The organism is Neobacillus drentensis, from assembly GCF_036965645.1.
GTDB lineage: Bacteria > Bacillota > Bacilli > Bacillales > Cytobacillaceae > Neobacillus > Neobacillus drentensis_D.
On sequence record NZ_JBALPZ010000121.1, the window covers coordinates 1 to 16962 of the forward strand.

At 39.1% G+C, this 16962-nt stretch carries 14 protein-coding genes and 1 riboswitch; of the genes, 2 read left to right on the forward strand and 12 right to left on the reverse strand.

The window, feature by feature from the left end:
- Nucleotides 1–103: 103 nt before the first annotated feature.
- The gene (gene recX, locus V7266_RS21120) at nt 104–922 is read right to left on the reverse strand and encodes a recombination regulator RecX (RefSeq protein WP_335470630.1); all 819 of its coding nucleotides are present in this window, start codon (nt 920–922) and stop codon (nt 104–106) included.
- Nucleotides 923–1096: 174 nt separating this feature from the next.
- On the opposite strand from recX, the gene V7266_RS21125 reads away from it, so the two are divergent.
- Nucleotides 1097–1234 (forward strand): YfhE family protein, encoded by a 138-nt coding sequence (locus V7266_RS21125; RefSeq protein ID WP_160725471.1) that lies wholly within the window; start codon nt 1097–1099, stop codon nt 1232–1234.
- Between the two features lie 120 nt (nt 1235–1354).
- Nucleotides 1355–1531, forward strand: coding sequence for a YfhD family protein (locus V7266_RS21130; RefSeq protein ID WP_335470632.1), 177 nt, complete (start codon nt 1355–1357; stop codon nt 1529–1531).
- Nucleotides 1532–1578: 47 nt separating this feature from the next.
- On the opposite strand, the gene V7266_RS21135 is transcribed toward V7266_RS21130, so the two are convergent.
- The 11 genes from V7266_RS21135 to argJ all read right to left on the reverse strand — a co-directional run bounded on the left by V7266_RS21135 (nt 1579) and on the right by argJ (nt 16931).
- On the reverse strand, nt 1579–2268 hold the full coding sequence (locus V7266_RS21135; protein WP_335470633.1) for a glycosyltransferase: 690 nt from the start codon (nt 2266–2268) through the stop codon (nt 1579–1581).
- Nucleotides 2269–2289: 21 nt separating this feature from the next.
- A complete protein-coding gene (locus V7266_RS21140; protein WP_335470635.1) occupies nt 2290–3675 on the reverse strand; it encodes a glycosyltransferase family 2 protein in 1386 nt (461 codons plus the stop codon).
- A 277-nt stretch (nt 3676–3952) separates the two neighbouring features.
- Entirely contained in the window at nt 3953–5185 is a 1233-nt protein-coding gene (locus tag V7266_RS21145) for a homoserine dehydrogenase (RefSeq protein WP_335470636.1), read from the reverse strand.
- Between the two features lie 93 nt (nt 5186–5278).
- Nucleotides 5279–5388, reverse strand: a riboswitch (SAM riboswitch).
- Nucleotides 5389–5527: 139 nt separating this feature from the next.
- Nucleotides 5528–6904, reverse strand: coding sequence for an argininosuccinate lyase (argH, locus tag V7266_RS21150; RefSeq protein ID WP_335470638.1), 1377 nt, complete (start codon nt 6902–6904; stop codon nt 5528–5530).
- Between the two features lie 222 nt (nt 6905–7126).
- Complete coding sequence (locus V7266_RS21155) at nt 7127–8338, reverse strand: argininosuccinate synthase (RefSeq protein WP_335470639.1); 1212 nt, start codon at nt 8336–8338, stop codon at nt 7127–7129.
- Nucleotides 8339–8426: 88 nt separating this feature from the next.
- A complete protein-coding gene (gene argF, locus V7266_RS21160) occupies nt 8427–9404 on the reverse strand; it encodes an ornithine carbamoyltransferase (RefSeq protein ID WP_335470640.1) in 978 nt (325 codons plus the stop codon).
- Nucleotides 9388–12624 carry a carbamoyl-phosphate synthase (glutamine-hydrolyzing) large subunit gene (carB, locus tag V7266_RS21165; protein ID WP_335470641.1) on the reverse strand — a complete coding sequence of 1079 codons (3237 nt, stop codon included), beginning with the start codon at nt 12622–12624 and terminating at the stop codon, nt 9388–9390. The genes argF and carB overlap by 17 nt, the downstream gene beginning before the upstream one ends.
- Entirely contained in the window at nt 12611–13687 is a 1077-nt protein-coding gene (locus V7266_RS21170) for a carbamoyl phosphate synthase small subunit (RefSeq protein ID WP_335470734.1), read from the reverse strand. Before V7266_RS21170 ends, carB begins: the two co-directional genes overlap by 14 nt.
- A gap of 5 nt (nt 13688–13692) precedes the next feature.
- Nucleotides 13693–14892, reverse strand: coding sequence for an acetylornithine transaminase (locus V7266_RS21175; protein ID WP_335470643.1), 1200 nt, complete (start codon nt 14890–14892; stop codon nt 13693–13695).
- Nucleotides 14892–15689, reverse strand: a complete 798-nt coding sequence (gene argB / locus V7266_RS21180; protein WP_335470645.1) for an acetylglutamate kinase — start codon at nt 15687–15689, stop codon at nt 14892–14894. Before argB ends, V7266_RS21175 begins: the two co-directional genes overlap by 1 nt.
- Nucleotides 15690–15701: 12 nt before the next feature.
- A complete protein-coding gene (argJ, locus tag V7266_RS21185; protein ID WP_335470646.1) occupies nt 15702–16931 on the reverse strand; it encodes a bifunctional glutamate N-acetyltransferase/amino-acid acetyltransferase ArgJ in 1230 nt (409 codons plus the stop codon).
- Nucleotides 16932–16962 lie beyond the last annotated feature (31 nt).

Sequence of the window (16962 nt, forward strand, 5' to 3'; positions counted from 1 at the left end):
TTTTCTCTTTGACCTGTCCAAAGCTTGCTCACGTTCGGACACCTACTCACCGGAAATCGCCTTCGGCTGTCCGAATCCCTTGCCTCACTCAGACCTTATTACGTTATGAGTTCTCGTCCTTCTCTGCTATAAAACGCTCAATTAAATCCATTGAAAAACCCTTACGATACAGTGCTTGTTTTATTTTTTGCTGATACTCAAATGCATTAAGGTGAGAATACTTTCTATGAACCTTCTCACCTTGAAATCGAACAGCTTCCATTTCCTCATCCACTTCTTTTGGTACCTCTGCTTCATTAACAGCAATGTTTATAACTTCATAAGAGTACCCTTTTCTCAGCAGTAACTGCTCAAGCTTTTGTTTTTGAACCTTAAAAGAAACCATTGCATTTTTTTGATTAAACTTCACCGAAATTTTCATTGCCTTTTCAATCTGCAGTTCCAAAGGAAATTCCTCAAGCGCCAGTAAGAGGATTGCCTCAGCTATTCCCTTCTCCTTCAAATCCATTTTAATTACATTTGGACCTTTATCCGTCGTATTTACTTGAGTCCTTACGTAAGCTACAGCAAACTCTTGATCATTAATATAATGTTGAGTAGATAATTTATGAATAACTTCATTAATAATCGGCTCGTCTACTTCCTTTTTAACAAGGTAATCGACGATTTCTTTTTCCGACCGCATTCTTCTTGCCAAATAATTGATAGCCAAATTATAAGCTTTGCGTATGTCATCTTGGTATTGAATCTCTAAGAAGGAAAAGTCATCCAGTTCCATTCCCTTTTTAATCTGATATTTAATTAATACATCGCTGTCGATACTAAAAGCAAATTCCTCACCTTTACCTTTACCATAATCCATAAAAACGTTAAATCGGTCTTGATTCTTTTGTTGTGTGGTGATTTTTGTAATAATGGCCATATCCTTCACCTCAAAATTACTTTACCATACAGAAGAATCATTTTTTAAAATATATTATAAAAAAACCGTATCTTTTTTTTCTAAAAGGTAAAAATGGAAATAAGTACATATTTAGTATGAGTAATGCACTCAAGTTTTAGATTATTAACAAAATGGTGAAAGGAATGAGAATGAATGGGTGAAAAGAAAAAGAAGGACAGCAGAGGCGGAGGAAAATATCCATTAACAAGTATGCAGGAAGTCCGTTATCAGCGTGATTTTAAAATGGCTGACCGTGCGGCTGGCTTCACAGACAAAAAGACTCGTATTTAGGAATACATACAGAGAATGAAAATTAAATTTTTCCATTAATGGACTCCTTTCAAACAGTAAAAACTAGTAATGAGGACAATCGTTCCTCTCTTTAGTTTAATTTTGAAAGGAGTTTTTTTCATGGGTCGAGCACAAGGGCAAAAGCATAATAAAGGGTCACTTCCACAAGTTCCCAAAAACTTAAAAACAGATGGTAATGATGTCGAGTATTCTGCAGAGTTTGCAGATCACGCCGATCTTGAGGCACAGGCGCGCGCTAATGCCGCTAACCAGCGCGTGAAAAACCGTAATCAATAACTTCTTTATAAAAAATAACAGAAGCAGGCGCTGCCCTGCTTCTGTCCTTAAACTTTCTGCCTATTCGATACTATAGATTGAAAATCATCCATATATCCAACTAATTCTCCCCAAGCCATCAGGTCGTCATCAGTAATTTTCCAAGTATGCTTCTCTGAGTCCTGCCGAATGACTGCAAAATCATAACAATCAGTTGAAAAGACATTAAAACCTGCTTTTTTAGATTGTTCAATAAAAAAATAATCCTCCGCACGATTTACTTTTTCAAATCGGACATAATAAAACACACTTTTTCTAAAAATTAGCGTGGCTCCTGCTACTGTATCGGACATTGCATTTTCCGTTCCCGGAACATGGATGAGGGCTCTTTTATTCTTAAAGTAGATATAAAGCGAGTTTTTACCAATAATCGAGACATTCGCATCCTCAAAGACCACCATTGCATTTGTAATATAATCAGGTCCATAATAATCATCATCGTCAAATTTAGCGATAATCTCATAGCTGGAGTTCAAAACCCCAAAGTTTAAACAGTCGCCTAAAGCGGCCTTTTCATGTAATTGAAACACCTGGACATTCGGATAGTTTCTTGCCTTTTCAATCCATCGATCGATGTCCATTGTATCTTTATTCAAAATAACAATTAACTCTTTATCCTCCCAAGTCTGCTGCTCATAATTCTTAAAAACATTATCCATACAATCATCTCTTATTGTACAAGTAATAATGGAAACCACTATTTTTCCTCCCTCATAGGTTTATGAGTTTATCACCATTGACAAAAAATTGGTTAAATTCGGATAGCTCTTAAGGGCCTCAATTTGTTTCCTATCCTTTTTAAGCCTTTTTCTATCTTTTGAACTAAAGCCCGCGGCCCCTAAGATATTAAAATGACGAATGTCTACTTCTAACAAAAGAATAATCGTCTCAAGGATCGTAATGAATTTTTCCGAGAAATGTTGAAATTGTTCTGGATTTGTTTCCAGAAGCAGTTTATATTCCTTTAAGACATTGTTCATCATTAATAAATCTGTCATCCTAGCAAGCTCTAACGCTAAAATTAGTACATCAACATCATGGTGTTTTATCGTGAATAAGCCAAAGTTTCCAACGGCCTCTTTCCACTTTCCTTCCCCAACAGGATGCTCTTGGTGGTATGTGGTGATTTTATTGCTGACTATATATTTGGCACCCATTTTATATAACCGATATCCTAACTCCCAATCTTCATATCCGTAATGAAAAAACTCTTCATCAAACATCCCTGCCTGGGTGATGAGTTCCTTCCTCATGGAGATATTTCCAGTCAGAAATGCCATCCATGGAAACATGAACCCTTCTAATTCTTCATTGAATTGACTGGTTATTGATTGAAACCATGGGTAAGCACTATACGCTATTTCTTTAAAGGTTCCCTGCACTATATCGTCTTTTTCAATCAGTGGATAGGATGATTCAAGGGGAAATATACAATCTTGGAGTCTCTCATATATTTTTTGATTCTTTTTTGCTCTATCCTTGAGCTTGTTCATGATTTGGTCGGAGAATTCTGGAAAAATACAGGAATATAATGCCTTGGATGACATTGCCCCTGTTACAATAAGATTTGGTGAAGTTTGGTGATAGTCTAAATGATTCGCGACAAACTCAGGTTCAGTAATCATTTCAGCATCAAGGAAGATAATTATACTTCCCCTTGCTGATTGAATGCCTAAATTTCTAACCCTAGCTCTGCCGAGTCTTTTTGTGCTGTGAATATACTTAAACTGATATGGAGGCTGGTAGTCTTTAATTGCTTCTTCTGTTTGATCAGTTGAAGCATCGTTAATGAAAATTACTTCCATCTTCTTAGTGTTAAAGGTTTGATTCTCGAGGGAGTAAAGGGTAAATAAATTTAGTGGATACTTATTTTGTGATGGAATGATAATACTAACTTCAATCTCATCATTTGTTTCATCTTGGGAAATTTCTCTTGTATCTTTTTCTGATTTTTGCTCGGAATCGTTAGTTCGTTTACTTATAATTTCTGACCACTTAAATTCGCCGCCCCAGCTTTTTCCACCAGTACCGCCTCTGGACCTTTGCTCTCTCAAGGAACCAGAAAACAATTCATTGCTCCTGTTGCTTATAAACTTTGCTGTCATACGGACCTCTTCACTTCCTTTAAAAATATACTCGTCCATTTGGTCCTTATAGGATATGAAGGACAATCATTTCTGACTAAACTAATGTCTAATTTAACGGAATTAGTGAACTTTTTTATTGGAAGTGAATGTAAAAAGTAAAAAAAAGAGCTGGGGGCTCTTTTTTTTATGTCTCTATTAAATTGGGCTGTTGATTTCTGCTCCAATCAACAAAGTAAAAAAACAACAATATCGTTTAATAGAGCCTTTCTTATAATGGGAATAATGTTTTATAATCCTATAAAGCTATTTTTGTTGGTTTTTGCTCAATTTCAAAAGCTCCTATTATTTGAAAATATAATAGGTCTTGATGTTTTCGTGCTAGCTCCTCTATTTCTTCTTTTTTCGCTTTGGCAACCCATGTTTCATCTTCAACATGCTCAATTTCTTTAATCGATGGGTCAATTGCATTTTTTTGTAGTCCAACTATTAACCAAGTTTCTTCTTGCTGCCCCTGTTCCTGAATGGCAGTATTTGTTTCACTTGATGATAGGATCCCTTGGCTTTCAGGTCGATTCTGACAAACATAGACTAAATCTTCAATAACAGCACTTGCTGTTGGAAACATACCTGCCCCTGGTCCCTGAAGTGTTATTTGGCCAACAATATCCGATGAAATATTTACCGCATTTTGAACCCCTTCGACATGATATAAAGGGTGCTCATTTCCAACTAGAACTGGTTTAACAGATGCTTTAAGTTGATGGCTCAATTTCTTTATACTAGCAATATGTTTAAACCTTAGTCCAAGCCTTTCAGCTGTATGAATTAATTCGCTCGTGATGGATGTAATCCCCATCCGTTCTACAGAATGCCAATTTGGTTCTTCGCCAAAGGCTAGTCTGCTTAAAATCATGGCTTTATAAAAGGCATCAAAACCTTCTACATCATTTGTTGGATTGGCCTCAGCAAATCCTTTTTCTTGGGCTGCTCGTAAAGCCTGGGCAAATGAGAGCTTCTTTTCCCTCATTTCCGTTAAAATGAAATTCGATGTGCCATTTAATATCCCTTGAACTTGCTGGACACGATTTACATTCAATAATTGTCTTAATGTCTGAATCACTGGAATTCCTCCAGCTACAGTTGCTTCATATCCAACCGAGACATGATGTTTTTTTGCAAGTTCAAGCAGCTCTTCCCCATAGTGGGCAAACATTTCCTTATTTGCTGTAATAATATGACAGCCCCGCTCAATGGCTTTCTTTAAAAATATGTAGGTTGGGTCCTTATCAACAATGGCTTCGACAACGACATCAAGCTGTGGCAAATTTAGTATCTCCGCAAATTCTGTTGTCACTAGTACATCTTTACTAATATCCCGCTTCTTCTGCTTATTCTTGATTAGTATGGCAGCCACCTCTACCTTCTTGCCTAAAACGGCTGTCAGTTCTTCCGCATGTGATTGAATCGTCCGATAAAATCCTTCACCAACCGTTCCAAAACCAAGGATTGCCACTTTAATTACAGACATGTTGATCCACCCTTCTTAGTATATTTGTATGATCTTTGTCAGTTTTTTTAAAAATGAAGAAAAGCCCTCTTAATAAGAAGAGGGCTTTTCCTCCTCTTATCTTTCAGGCTGAATAACCTGCAGGAATTAGCACCTTTTCAAGGAATACCTTGAAGGTTGCCGGGCTTCATCGGGCCTAGTCCCTCCGCCTCTCTGGATAAGAGTTATATTTTATTTTCATAAATTACCAAGTTAAGTTATAAAAAGTATTGTAGTTTAATTATTAATAAATGTCAATATATTCTTTTAATTCGGTAAAGAATATATTAAAACCCGCCGTTTAGCGGGTCTTAATTTCCATTGTTATCTTTGAAGCTTACCCTCTGCAAGCTTTATTTGATACTCCACCTGTTCGGGTGCTGTGCCTCCAAAGCTGTTTCTTACCGCGACTACATGCTCAGGAGCCAATACCTCGTAAATATCTTCATTAAATAAAGGACTAAAGCTTTGATATTCTTCGAAACTTAAATCTAGTAAAAACTTATTTGCCTGAATGGCATATAAGACTATTTTCCCAATCACTTCGTGCGCCTCACGGAATGGCAAGCCTTTTCTAACCAGATAATCTGCTATATCCGTTGCATTGGAAAAGTCATTATTGATCGCTTTGCGCATCACATCTTTTTTAACAGTCATCGTCTCAATCATTGGAGCTAATAGCTTTAATGCCCCTTCAAGAGTCACTACTGTATCGAACATACCTTCTTTATCCTCTTGAAGGTCTTTATTATAAGCTAATGGCAAACCTTTAAGAACGGTTAATAACCCAATCAGGTTCCCATAAGCTCTGCCTGTTTTACCACGAAGTAGTTCTGGTACATCTGGGTTTTTCTTTTGAGGCATGATACTTGAACCTGTACAGAAAGAATCATCTAGTTCAACAAACTGAAACTCTTGGCTTGACCAAATGACCAATTCCTCAGAAAAACGAGAAATATGTGTCATAATAATAGACCCAACCGATAAAAATTCCAAAATAAAGTCGCGGTCGCTCACTGCATCCATACTATTCGGATAAATCGTTTCAAAGCCTAAAATTTCTGCGACACGCTCACGGTTGATTGGAAAAGTAGTTCCAGCTAATGCACCAGAGCCAAGCGGCAGCCAATTAACCCTTTTTAGTGAATCGATTAGTCTTTCTTTATCACGTTCAAACATCCAGAAATATGCCATTAGGTGATGAGCAAAGGACACAGGCTGCGCTCGCTGCAAATGAGTGTAACCAGGAATTAATGTATGAATGTGTTCCTTTGCCTGCCCGATTAATGCCTGCTGGACATCCTCAATTAATTTAATCAATTCAGTTGTTTTGGTTCTTAAATAAAGATGCATATCAGTAGCTACTTGGTCATTACGGCTGCGCCCAGTATGAAGTTTACCGCCTACTGGCCCGATTTTTTCAATTAAGAGCTTTTCAATATTCATATGAATATCTTCATCTTCAACTAAAAACTCCACTTCGTTAGCATCGACCATTTTCTTAATAGCAAGAAGGCCGTCCTTTATTTTACTAGCATCCTCCATCGGAATAATCCCGCATTCTCCGAGCATCTGAACATGTGCCATACTTCCGGCAATATCTTCTTTCGCTAACTTTTGATCAAAGGAAATTGATGCTGTAAATTCTTCAACGAGCTTATTGGTTTCTTTCGTAAAACGGCCGCCCCATAACTTAGACATAACTGTTCCTCCTAAATAAGAAAAGCGCAAGCGCCTTGGTCAGCCCCGACAAGCACAAGACAAGCCGGCCGAAAGGTTGCCTTTTAACCTTTTGGATGGATTGTCTTGTGACCTCGAGGGGCTAGGCGCTGGAGCTAGACAATTCTCAAAGTCAATTTTTTATACTTTCTTATCTACAATAAAGAAGAGAGCCCCCGAAATGGATTCGAGGGCAATCCGGATTTATTTTAAAATCGTTTCTTTGTTATTAACTTCAGAATAAACCTTGGTTGGCAGCCCCCATAGCTTAATGAAGCCAACAGCGGCATTATGATCAAAAGCATCGCCTTTTGCATACGTAGCTAATTCTTCATTATAAAGGCTATGTGGTGATTTGCGTCCAACCACTGTATGAGTTCCTTTAAACAATTTGACACGGATTGTACCAGAAACTACCTTTTGTGTCTCATCGATGAAAGCATCAAGTGCTGGTTTGATCGGTGAGTACCAAAGGCCTTCATAAATAATCTTTGCCATTTGCTGTTCAACCTGTGTCTTAAATTGGGTAACTTCGCGAGTTAGCGTTAAAAACTCTAATTCCTTATGTGCATTAATTAAAATTAACGCAGCAGGGTTTTCATACACTTCTCTAGATTTAATTCCTACTAATCTATTTTCAATATGGTCGATACGGCCAACCCCATGTTTACCGCCAAGTGTATTAAGTGTTTCAATAAGCTGAACAAGCGGAAGCTTTTCACCGTTTAGCGCAACCGGAACCCCTTGTACAAATTCGATTTCAATATATTCAGGTACATCTGGTGTCAATTCAATTGGATTAGTCCAGTCAAACGCTGCTTCCGGTGCCTCTGCCCATGGATCTTCAAGAACTCCCGCCTCGCAGGCACGTCCCCAGATATTTGCATCAATGGAAAATGGATTATCTAAATTTACTGGAATAGGAATCCCGTTTTCTTCCGCGTATTTAATTTCCTCGTCACGGGTCATTCCCCACTCACGAACAGGTGCGACCACTTTTAAACTAGGATTTAATGCTTGGATGGATACCTCAAAGCGAACTTGGTCATTCCCTTTACCTGTACATCCGTGGGCAACAGCCGCTGCTCCTTCTTTTTCCGCAACTTCTACCAATAATTTAGAAATAAGCGGTCTTGATAGAGCTGACGATAACGGGTATTTACCTTCATATAAACAATTAGCCTTTAAAGCTGGTAAAATATATTCTTTTGCTAACAATTCTTTTGCATCTATCATATACGCTTTTGATGCGCCAACTTTTAATGCTTTATTTTTAATAGCTTCTAAGTCTTTTCCTTCACCAACATCTAGACCTAGCGCAATAACATCATATCCGTACTTTTCTTGGATCCATTTCACTGATACTGATGTATCTAAACCGCCTGAGTATGCTAATACAATCTTTTCCTTAGTCATTTTTATCTTAACTCTCCTTGAATACTTAATGGATTTTTATTCATTCGATAGAATGATTATACAACACATCTCATAAAAAAGGAACCCATTATGATAGTAAAAGTTTTAAAATTGCTTTTTGAGCATGTAAACGGTTCTCAGCTTCATCGAATACAACTGAATGCGGCCCATCGATAATCTCACTCGTTACTTCTTCACCACGGTGTGCCGGTAAGCAATGTAAAAAGATAAAATCTTTATTCGCATGGCTGCATAATTCTTCGTTGACTTGAAAACCTTTGAATGCTTTTAAACGGATGGCGGTTTCTTCTTCCTGCCCCATACTGGTCCAAACATCCGTGACAACCACATCTGCATCCTTTATTGCCTCATAAGGATCATTTGTGATTGTAATCGTACTTCCCATTTCCTTCCCTGCTTGGATGGCTCTTTCAGTAATTTCTTCATTAGGCATGTAGCCATCAGGACTGGCAATACTGATATCCATTCCGACCTTTACGGCCCCTTCCATTAGAGAATGAGCCATATTATTATTACCGTCACCGATATAGCATAGCTTCAAGCCTGCCAACTTTCCTTTATGCTCAAGGATGGTTAGTAAATCTGCAAGCACCTGGGTCGGGTGCTGCAGATCTGTTAATCCATTAATAACAGGTACTGTTGCATGAGAAGCTAACTCTTCAACCGAATCATGCGAAAATGTACGAATCATGATTCCATCAATATAACGGGACAAAACCTTGGCGGTATCTGAAATGCTCTCGCCTCGGCCCAGCTGAATATCCCTTGAGCTTAAAAAGATGGCATGTCCTCCTAACTGCAGCATCCCTACTTCAAAGGAAACCCTGGTACGAGTCGAGGATTTTTCAAATATCATTCCCAAGACCTTCCCGCTTAAGAATGGATGGGGTTTACCCTGTTTTTGCAATTTTTTCAATTCGACCGCTTCATCCAGCAAATAAAGAATTTGATCAGCACTAAAATCAGCTAGCTGTAAAAAATCTAAACCTTTTAATGTTTGTTTTTTGCTGATGCTTTTTCCGTCCGTATTAATTGCTTCTAACATGAACGGCACCTTCTTTCTCATATTTATAATACTCACTAACTGTCCTTACTTCATATTCAGCCCCAAGCTTCCTTTGCACACCTAATGTGGTTTCAATGGTATCAAGATGTGTGAACACTGGCACTTTATAACGGACTGCATACTCACGCAATAGGAAACCGAATTTGTTTTTATTTCGCCCTTGGTTCGGTATATTAATAACAGCCTGAATTGGCTTATTTCGGAAAATATTATTCAAATCTTTCTCGTCTTGAACCACTAGTTCAACAGAAAAGCCATTGTACTTTAAAAATTCAGCCGTTCCTTCTGTTGCCGCAATCTTGTAATCTTCTTTTACTAATTCCTTTAAAATAGTAAGACTATCCGTTTTTTCCCTGTCCGAAATCGAACATAGCAGATAACCCTCTCCCTTGCTTCCATTGATTAAAGGTACAGATTTTTGAAGCGCGGTCTGATAGTTAGAGTCAATTCCAAGAACTTCTCCTGTTGACTTCATTTCCGGTCCGAGTACGTGATCGACTCCTTTAAGCTTACTAGACGAAAACACAGGAGATTTTACTGAAAAGTAATCAGGTTCAGCAAGTAGCCCCAAATCTTGACTCAATTCCGTTAACGATTCTCCTAATTGAACACGTGTGGCCCACTCAATCATCGGAACGCCGGTAACTTTACTAATAATCGGCACTGTACGGGATGAACGCGGATTTACCTCCAGCACATAAACAATTTCATCATAGATAACAAATTGGATGTTCATGATTCCAATCACAGGAGCAGACTTTGCGATTCTGCCTGCAAAATCAATTAAGGTTTCTTTGATTTTGCTAGATAAAGAGATTGGCGGAAATACTGTAATACTATCACCGGAATGAACCCCAGCTTTTTCAATATGTTCAAAAATACCGGGTACGACAATATTTTCCCCATCACAGATGACATCAATTTCACATTCCTGCCCTGGTAAAAACTTATCAACTAATAAAGGCCACATTTCCGCATGTGAATTTTCCTCAAGCTGGTGAATGTACTGTACTAGCTCTTGTTCAGAAAAAATCGTAAACATGGACTGGCCGCCAATTACATAGGATGGACGAACAAGCACTGGGTAGCCCAAAGCGTTAGCCGCTTCTATCAGTTCATCAGGCTGCGAAACTGTTTTTCCTTCAATGTGAGGAATCGTTAATTCATCTAGGAGTTGATAAAATTCCTTCCGGTCCTCTAAACGGTCAACATTTTTAACTGTTGTCCCTAAGATCGTAATTCCTTCTTCTTCTAAATCATGAGCAAGATTGATGGCAGTCTGCCCGCCAAACTGGATTAACACGCCATCCACTTTTTCTTTTTCAATCACATGCAAGACATCTTCAGCAGCAAGCGGTTCAAAATACAAGCTGTCGGCAACTGAATAGTCTGTGCTCACTGTTTCTGGGTTATTATTAATCACAACGGCTTCATAGCCTTTTTTCTTGAGCGCTTTAGCGGCATGGACGGAGCAATAATCAAATTCAATTCCTTGGCCAATACGAATTGGACCAGATCCAATAACGAGAATCTTTTTCTTGTCTGTGATTTCTACCTCATCAATGCCATGCCAAGTGGAATAATAGTAAGGTGTTACGGCATCAAATTCTGCTGAACACGTATCTACCATTTTATAACCAGGCTTCCATCCGAGCTCTTTCCACTTGTCTCGTACTTGTTTTTCTGGAATTTGATAAATTTGTGCTATTAGCTTATCAGCCACGTTGTTACGTTTGGCTCTTTTAAGCAGGTTGCTTGGAACAGTGCTCCATTGGTAAGAGGCTAGTTCCTTTTCTAACGCAACGATTGAGCTAATTTTGTGTAAAAACCACGGGTCAATCTCCGTCAGTTGTTGCACTTTTAGAAGAGTGATACCTCTCCTAAATGCTTCGGCAATGACAAATAGCCGCCTATCATTTGCTATTTCAAGTAGTTTAAACAAAGAAGACTCATCAAATGATTCATAAGCAGTTTGACATAGACCATAAACATTCATTTCCATGGAGCGAATTGCTTTGTTTAAAGCTCCTTCAAACGTTCGGTCAATTGCCATAACTTCACCTGTTGCTTTCATTTGTGTTCCCAATGTCCGGTCTGCTTCAGGGAATTTGTCAAACGGAAAGCGAGGCAGTTTCACCACAATATAATCAATCGCTGGCTCAAAAGAAGCAAAAGTATTACCTGTTATCGGGTTCACAATCTCATCAAGATGATAACCAATCGCACACTTTGCCGCCATCCTTGCAATCGGGTATCCTGTTGCCTTTGAAGCAAGCGCGGATGAACGGCTTACCCTTGGATTGACCTCGATAATATAGTATTGATTGGATTCCGGATGAAGTGCAAACTGAATATTACATCCACCGATAATCTTTAACTCTCGTATTACTTTAATCGAAACGTCACGCAGCATTTGATATTGTACATCTGTTAATGTTTGTGATGGGGCGACAACAATGGAATCTCCAGTATGAACTCCAACGGGATCCATATTTTCCATATTACAAACAATGATGCACGTATCATTTGCATCTCTCATGACTTCATATTCAATTTCTTTCCAGCCTTTGATGCTTTTCTCAACTAAAACTTGGTGAATCGGACTTGCAGTCAAACCTTTTTTTAGCACAAGTTCAAGTTCCTCATCATTATAGGCGAATCCTCCACCCTCTCCTCCAAGCGTATAGGCTGGGCGGATGATGACAGGAAAACCGATTTTTTGAACAAACTGAACGCCTTCTTCGTAACTATGAATGATTTCAGATTCTGGAATTGGTTCACCGATTTCTATCATTAAGTTACGGAACTTCTCGCGATCCTCACCATTCTTAATAGATGCTACCGAGGTGCCTAATAATTCAACATTGTATTTTTCTAATATTTTTTGTTCAAATAGTTGGACGGTTAAATTTAATCCTGTTTGACCGCCAAGTGTACCAATAACGCCATCTGGTTGTTCTTTTTGGATAATTTTCTCAATCGTTTCTACATTTAAAGGTTCAATATATACTTTATCGGCTACTGCCTCATCAGTCATAATCGTGGCCGGGTTATTATTAATAAGAATAACTTCAATTCCTTCTTCTTTTAAGGCGATACACGCCTGTGTGCCGGCATAGTCGAATTCTGCTGCCTGCCCTATTACAATCGGGCCTGAACCAATGACGAGTACTTTTTTTAGATTTTTATTTAACGGCATAAATGTTCTCTCCCAATGATGCGATCTGACTCACAAAATCTTTAAAAATATAATCCGTATCGCTTGGTCCGGGATGTGCTTCCGGATGAAATTGAACGGTTTGAATTGGATACAATTTATGTTGCAATCCTTCAATGGATTGGTCATTTATATTTCGGTAGGTAACATTAAATACCTTTTGATCAATGCTCTCATCAAGGACCACATAGCTATGATTTTGTGCGGTTATTTTCACCTTACCGGTTGTCAATTCCTTAACCGGATGGTTTCCGCCCCTGTGTCCATATGCAAGTTTTGTAGTTTTTGCCCCATATGACAACGCAATTAGTTGATGACCAAGGCATATTCCAAGTGTTGGGAAAGCCTGGGTAATTTTTTTAATTTCCGGGAACCACGCTTTTAACTGCATCGGGTCTCCGGGCCCATTACTTAGTAAAATACCATCTGGATTTAAGGATTTAATTTTCTCGAATGAAGTTGTGTAAGGGACAATGGTTACCGAACATTTTTCCTCTAAAAGTGCATGAAGGATTGACTTTTTATAGCCGAAATCCATTAGCACGACGTGAGGCCCATTATTCTTGAAATATTGAATCTTATTCGTAGATACTTTATCCACCCACATCGTTGCATTTTGATCGCTAGGCAATGTGATTCCCTTTTCTTTACCTAGAAATCCTTTTACAGTTCCACGGCTGCGAATCGTTTTGACAAGCCGTCTTGTATCTACCTCAGCAATTCCGGCAACCCCTGCCATTTTCAGCTTTTCTGAAAATTTGTTTATGGATTGATAATGACTCGGCGTTTCACATAAATCCCCTATTACGACTCCCGCTAAAGCAGGAGAAATACTTTCATCATCTATTGCATTTATCCCATAGTTTCCTATAATTGGATAACAAAAAGTAATAATCTGCCCGGCATAGGATGGGTCCGTGATGATCTCCTGATAACCGGTCATACTTGTATTAAAAACGACCTCTCCGAGAGAGTCCTTCTCTGCACCTATTAGTACACCTTCAAAAACTTCTCCTGTTTCCAAAGTAAGATAACCCTTTTCCAAAATATTCACACGCCTTTCTCTATACTTTGGAATGTTTCTTCCAACGCTGCAGTAAATTCATCCATTTCCGCTTTTGTTACGGTTAATGGCGGTAATATACGAACGACATTTGGCCCTGCTGTTAAAATAAGAAGGTGATTGGTGATTGCCTTTTGGACAATCTCTAATGCATTGGTTTCAACCACTAATCCTTTTAAAAGCCCCTTACCGCGGATTTCCTTAATAAAAGAGTATTTCTCCTTTAATGCTTGAAGCTTCAAATCTAAATATTCTACCGTTTCCTTTACCTGTTCGAGTAAGTTACTCTCAATAATATGGGTCACTGTGGCAAGCCCAGCTGCTGTCGCCAAGGGGTTTCCACCAAAAGTGCTGCCATGGCTGCCAGGTTCAAACCCTTTTGCTGCCTCTTCTTTAGCAATAATCGCTCCAATTGGAAAACCAGACCCCAACCCTTTTGCGATACTGATTACATCTGGTTCGATGGAATATTGTTCATAAGCAAATAATGTACCCGTTCTGCCAATGCCTGTTTGAATTTCATCCACCATCAGAAGGATCTCATTGTCCTTGCAGATTTGTGAGAGTTTTGTTACCCATTCCTGATTTGCCGGAATAACTCCACCTTCACCCTGTACGAGCTCAAGTAATACGGCTGCCGGTTTAAGGCTGACAAGCTGTTCTAAAGCGGCTTTGTCATTAAATGGCAGGTAGCTGAAACCAGGCATTAGCGGCGCAAAGCCATGTTGGATTTTCTCTTGTCCTGTGGCAGTTAAAGTAGCCATGGTTCTTCCATGAAAGGATTGTTGAAAGGTAACCACTTCTGCAGAGCCGCTTCCTTTTATTTTATTGGCGTAACGTCTTGCCAGTTTAATAGCAGCTTCATTCGCTTCCGCACCACTGTTGCAAAAGAAAACCTGATCGCCGCAGCTATTAGCTGTTAATAAAGCAGCAAGCTGCTCTTGATTCGGGATATTATATAAATTTGAGCAATGCCACAAGTTCTGCAATTGTTCCTCCAGTTTTTTCTTAACCGGGTCGGGAACATGCCCTAAGTTACAAGTAGCAATGCCTGAAGTGAAATCTAAGAATTGGTTCCCTTGGTCGTCCCACACGTAGCTGCCCTTTCCCTTCACTAAAGTGACTGGGAATCGGCTGTATGTGGCCATTACTGGTGTGGTTAGGGAGACAAATGTATCGTTAACCATTACGCAATCTCCTCTTCTAAGACAATTTTAGTACCTACACATTTGCCGTTAGAGTAATCTAACAGACTATTTTTCTCAAACCCATTTATGATTCCTACTTCAGGGATGTTATGAACAAGGCCGTCAATCGCTGCTTGGACCTTAGGAATCATCCCGCCATAAATGGTTTCGTCTTCTATCATCTGTTCAATGATGGCCTTAGAGACCTTATCAATCTTCGTTTTTACCCCATCATTTTCAACTAAGATACCTGGAATATCACTGATGAAACAAAGGTTTGCTTCCAATGCCTTGGCAATCGCTGAGGCCGCAATATCGCCATTTATGTTGTAACGCTGCCCACTTGCATCAATTCCAACAGGAGAGATTACCGGAATAAATCCTTGGTTAACAATTCCTTGGATGATACTGTGATTTACTTCAACAACTTCTCCTACAAAGCCCAATGTTTTTGCATTTGACGTTGGAGCCGCCTTTAATAACCCTCCATCGACGCCGCTAATGCCTACAGCATTTCCGCCAACTTCTACAAGGTTTCTAACCACCTGTTTATTGACAGACCCGCTTAAAACCATTTCGACTACGTCTAACACTTGATGATCAGTTACTCTTAATCCATTCACAAATTTGGTTTCAACGTTTAAGCTTTTTAGTAAAGATGTAATTAATGGTCCCCCGCCATGCACAATGATAGGCGTCCACTCACTAGATGCATGCATCTTTACGATATCCTCATAAAAGGATCTTGGCAGATTTTCTAACACACTTCCGCCACACTTAATGACTAAATATTTCATTTTTGTCCTCCCTTAAGTGCGGTAGGATGCATTGATTTTTACATAATCGTAAGTAAGATCGCATCCCCAGGCAGTTGCACTGTATTCACCTTGATTTAAGTCAACATATATGACAACATTCTCTTGTTCTAAGTAGCTTTTTACTTCTTCTTCAACGATTGGGCACGGTAAGCCCTTTTCAAATACTTTATATTGACCGATTGAAACTTCTAATAAATTGGGTTCAATTGGAACTCCGCTGTATCCAGCAGCTGTGACAATTCGTCCCCAGTTAGGGTCTGTTCCGTAGATAGCTGTTTTAACGAGATTAGAAGAAATGATGGATTTACCAACTGTTTTAGCTGCATCTGTGCTAAAAGCCCCGTTCACTTGGACTTCAACCAGCTTTGTTGCTCCTTCTCCGTCTCTAGCAATCTTTTTGGCGAGTTCCTTACAAACAATACTTAATGCATCCACAAAGCTGACCCAGTCAGGATGTTCCTTTGTAAGCTGTTCATTGCCGGCTAATCCGTTGGCCATAACAAGAACCATATCATTGGTACTTGTATCTCCATCAACTGTAATCATATTAAACGTTTGGTTCGTTACATCCTTAAGAGCCAATAACAGGTCTTCATGGGCTATGTTTGCATCAGTTGTCACAAAGCCGAGCATGGTTGCCATATTAGGATGAATCATACCTGAACCTTTTGCGGCACCTCCGATTGAAATCGTCTTTCCATCTATTGTAAATTGAACACCGATTTGTTTGATACAAGTATCAGTGGTTAAAATGGCTTGTTTAAAATTTTCCTCTTGTTCAAATTCCGATTGAAGGATATGTTTTATTCCAGTATTAATACGATCCATTGGCAGTAATTCACCAATTACCCCGGTTGATGTAACTGCTACAAGATGCGGCTGTATGCCTAATTCGCCCGCGAAATTTTTTTGCATCTGGGCTGCATCGAGTAAACCCTGCTCGCCTGTACAGGCATTGGCGTTTCCTGAGTTCACAAGAATGGCTTGGATTTTATTTTCTTTTGCTATACTTTCTTGAGTTACAATCAATGGTGCTGCTTGAAAAACATTAGTAGTATAAACACCTGCTACAGTCGCTGGAACTTCCGAGACAATATATCCTAAATCAAGACGTTTTTTCTTAACTCCGCAATGCATACCGCCCGCTTTATACCCCATTGGTAAAGTTACACTTTCGTTTCCAAGTACAACGATTTTGCTGCTTGATGTGGCTTGTGTCAATTTCTTTTCCCCCTTAAGATTCCCTTGGCAT

Coding starts and splice junctions, on each gene's coding strand:
- recX (WP_335470630.1), bottom strand. CDS start 922: ATGGCCATTATTACAAAAATCACCACACAACAAAAGAATCAAGACCGA.
- V7266_RS21125 (WP_160725471.1), top strand. CDS start 1,097: ATGGGTGAAAAGAAAAAGAAGGACAGCAGAGGCGGAGGAAAATATCCA.
- V7266_RS21130 (WP_335470632.1), top strand. CDS start 1,355: ATGGGTCGAGCACAAGGGCAAAAGCATAATAAAGGGTCACTTCCACAA.
- V7266_RS21140 (WP_335470635.1), bottom strand. CDS start 3,675: ATGACAGCAAAGTTTATAAGCAACAGGAGCAATGAATTGTTTTCTGGT.
- V7266_RS21145 (WP_335470636.1), bottom strand. CDS start 5,185: ATGTCTGTAATTAAAGTGGCAATCCTTGGTTTTGGAACGGTTGGTGAA.
- argH (WP_335470638.1), bottom strand. CDS start 6,904: ATGTCTAAGTTATGGGGCGGCCGTTTTACGAAAGAAACCAATAAGCTC.
- V7266_RS21155 (WP_335470639.1), bottom strand. CDS start 8,338: ATGACTAAGGAAAAGATTGTATTAGCATACTCAGGCGGTTTAGATACA.
- argF (WP_335470640.1), bottom strand. CDS start 9,404: ATGTTAGAAGCAATTAATACGGACGGAAAAAGCATCAGCAAAAAACAA.
- carB (WP_335470641.1), bottom strand. CDS start 12,624: ATGCCGTTAAATAAAAATCTAAAAAAAGTACTCGTCATTGGTTCAGGC.
- V7266_RS21175 (WP_335470643.1), bottom strand. CDS start 14,892: ATGGTTAACGATACATTTGTCTCCCTAACCACACCAGTAATGGCCACA.
- argB (WP_335470645.1), bottom strand. CDS start 15,689: ATGAAATATTTAGTCATTAAGTGTGGCGGAAGTGTGTTAGAAAATCTG.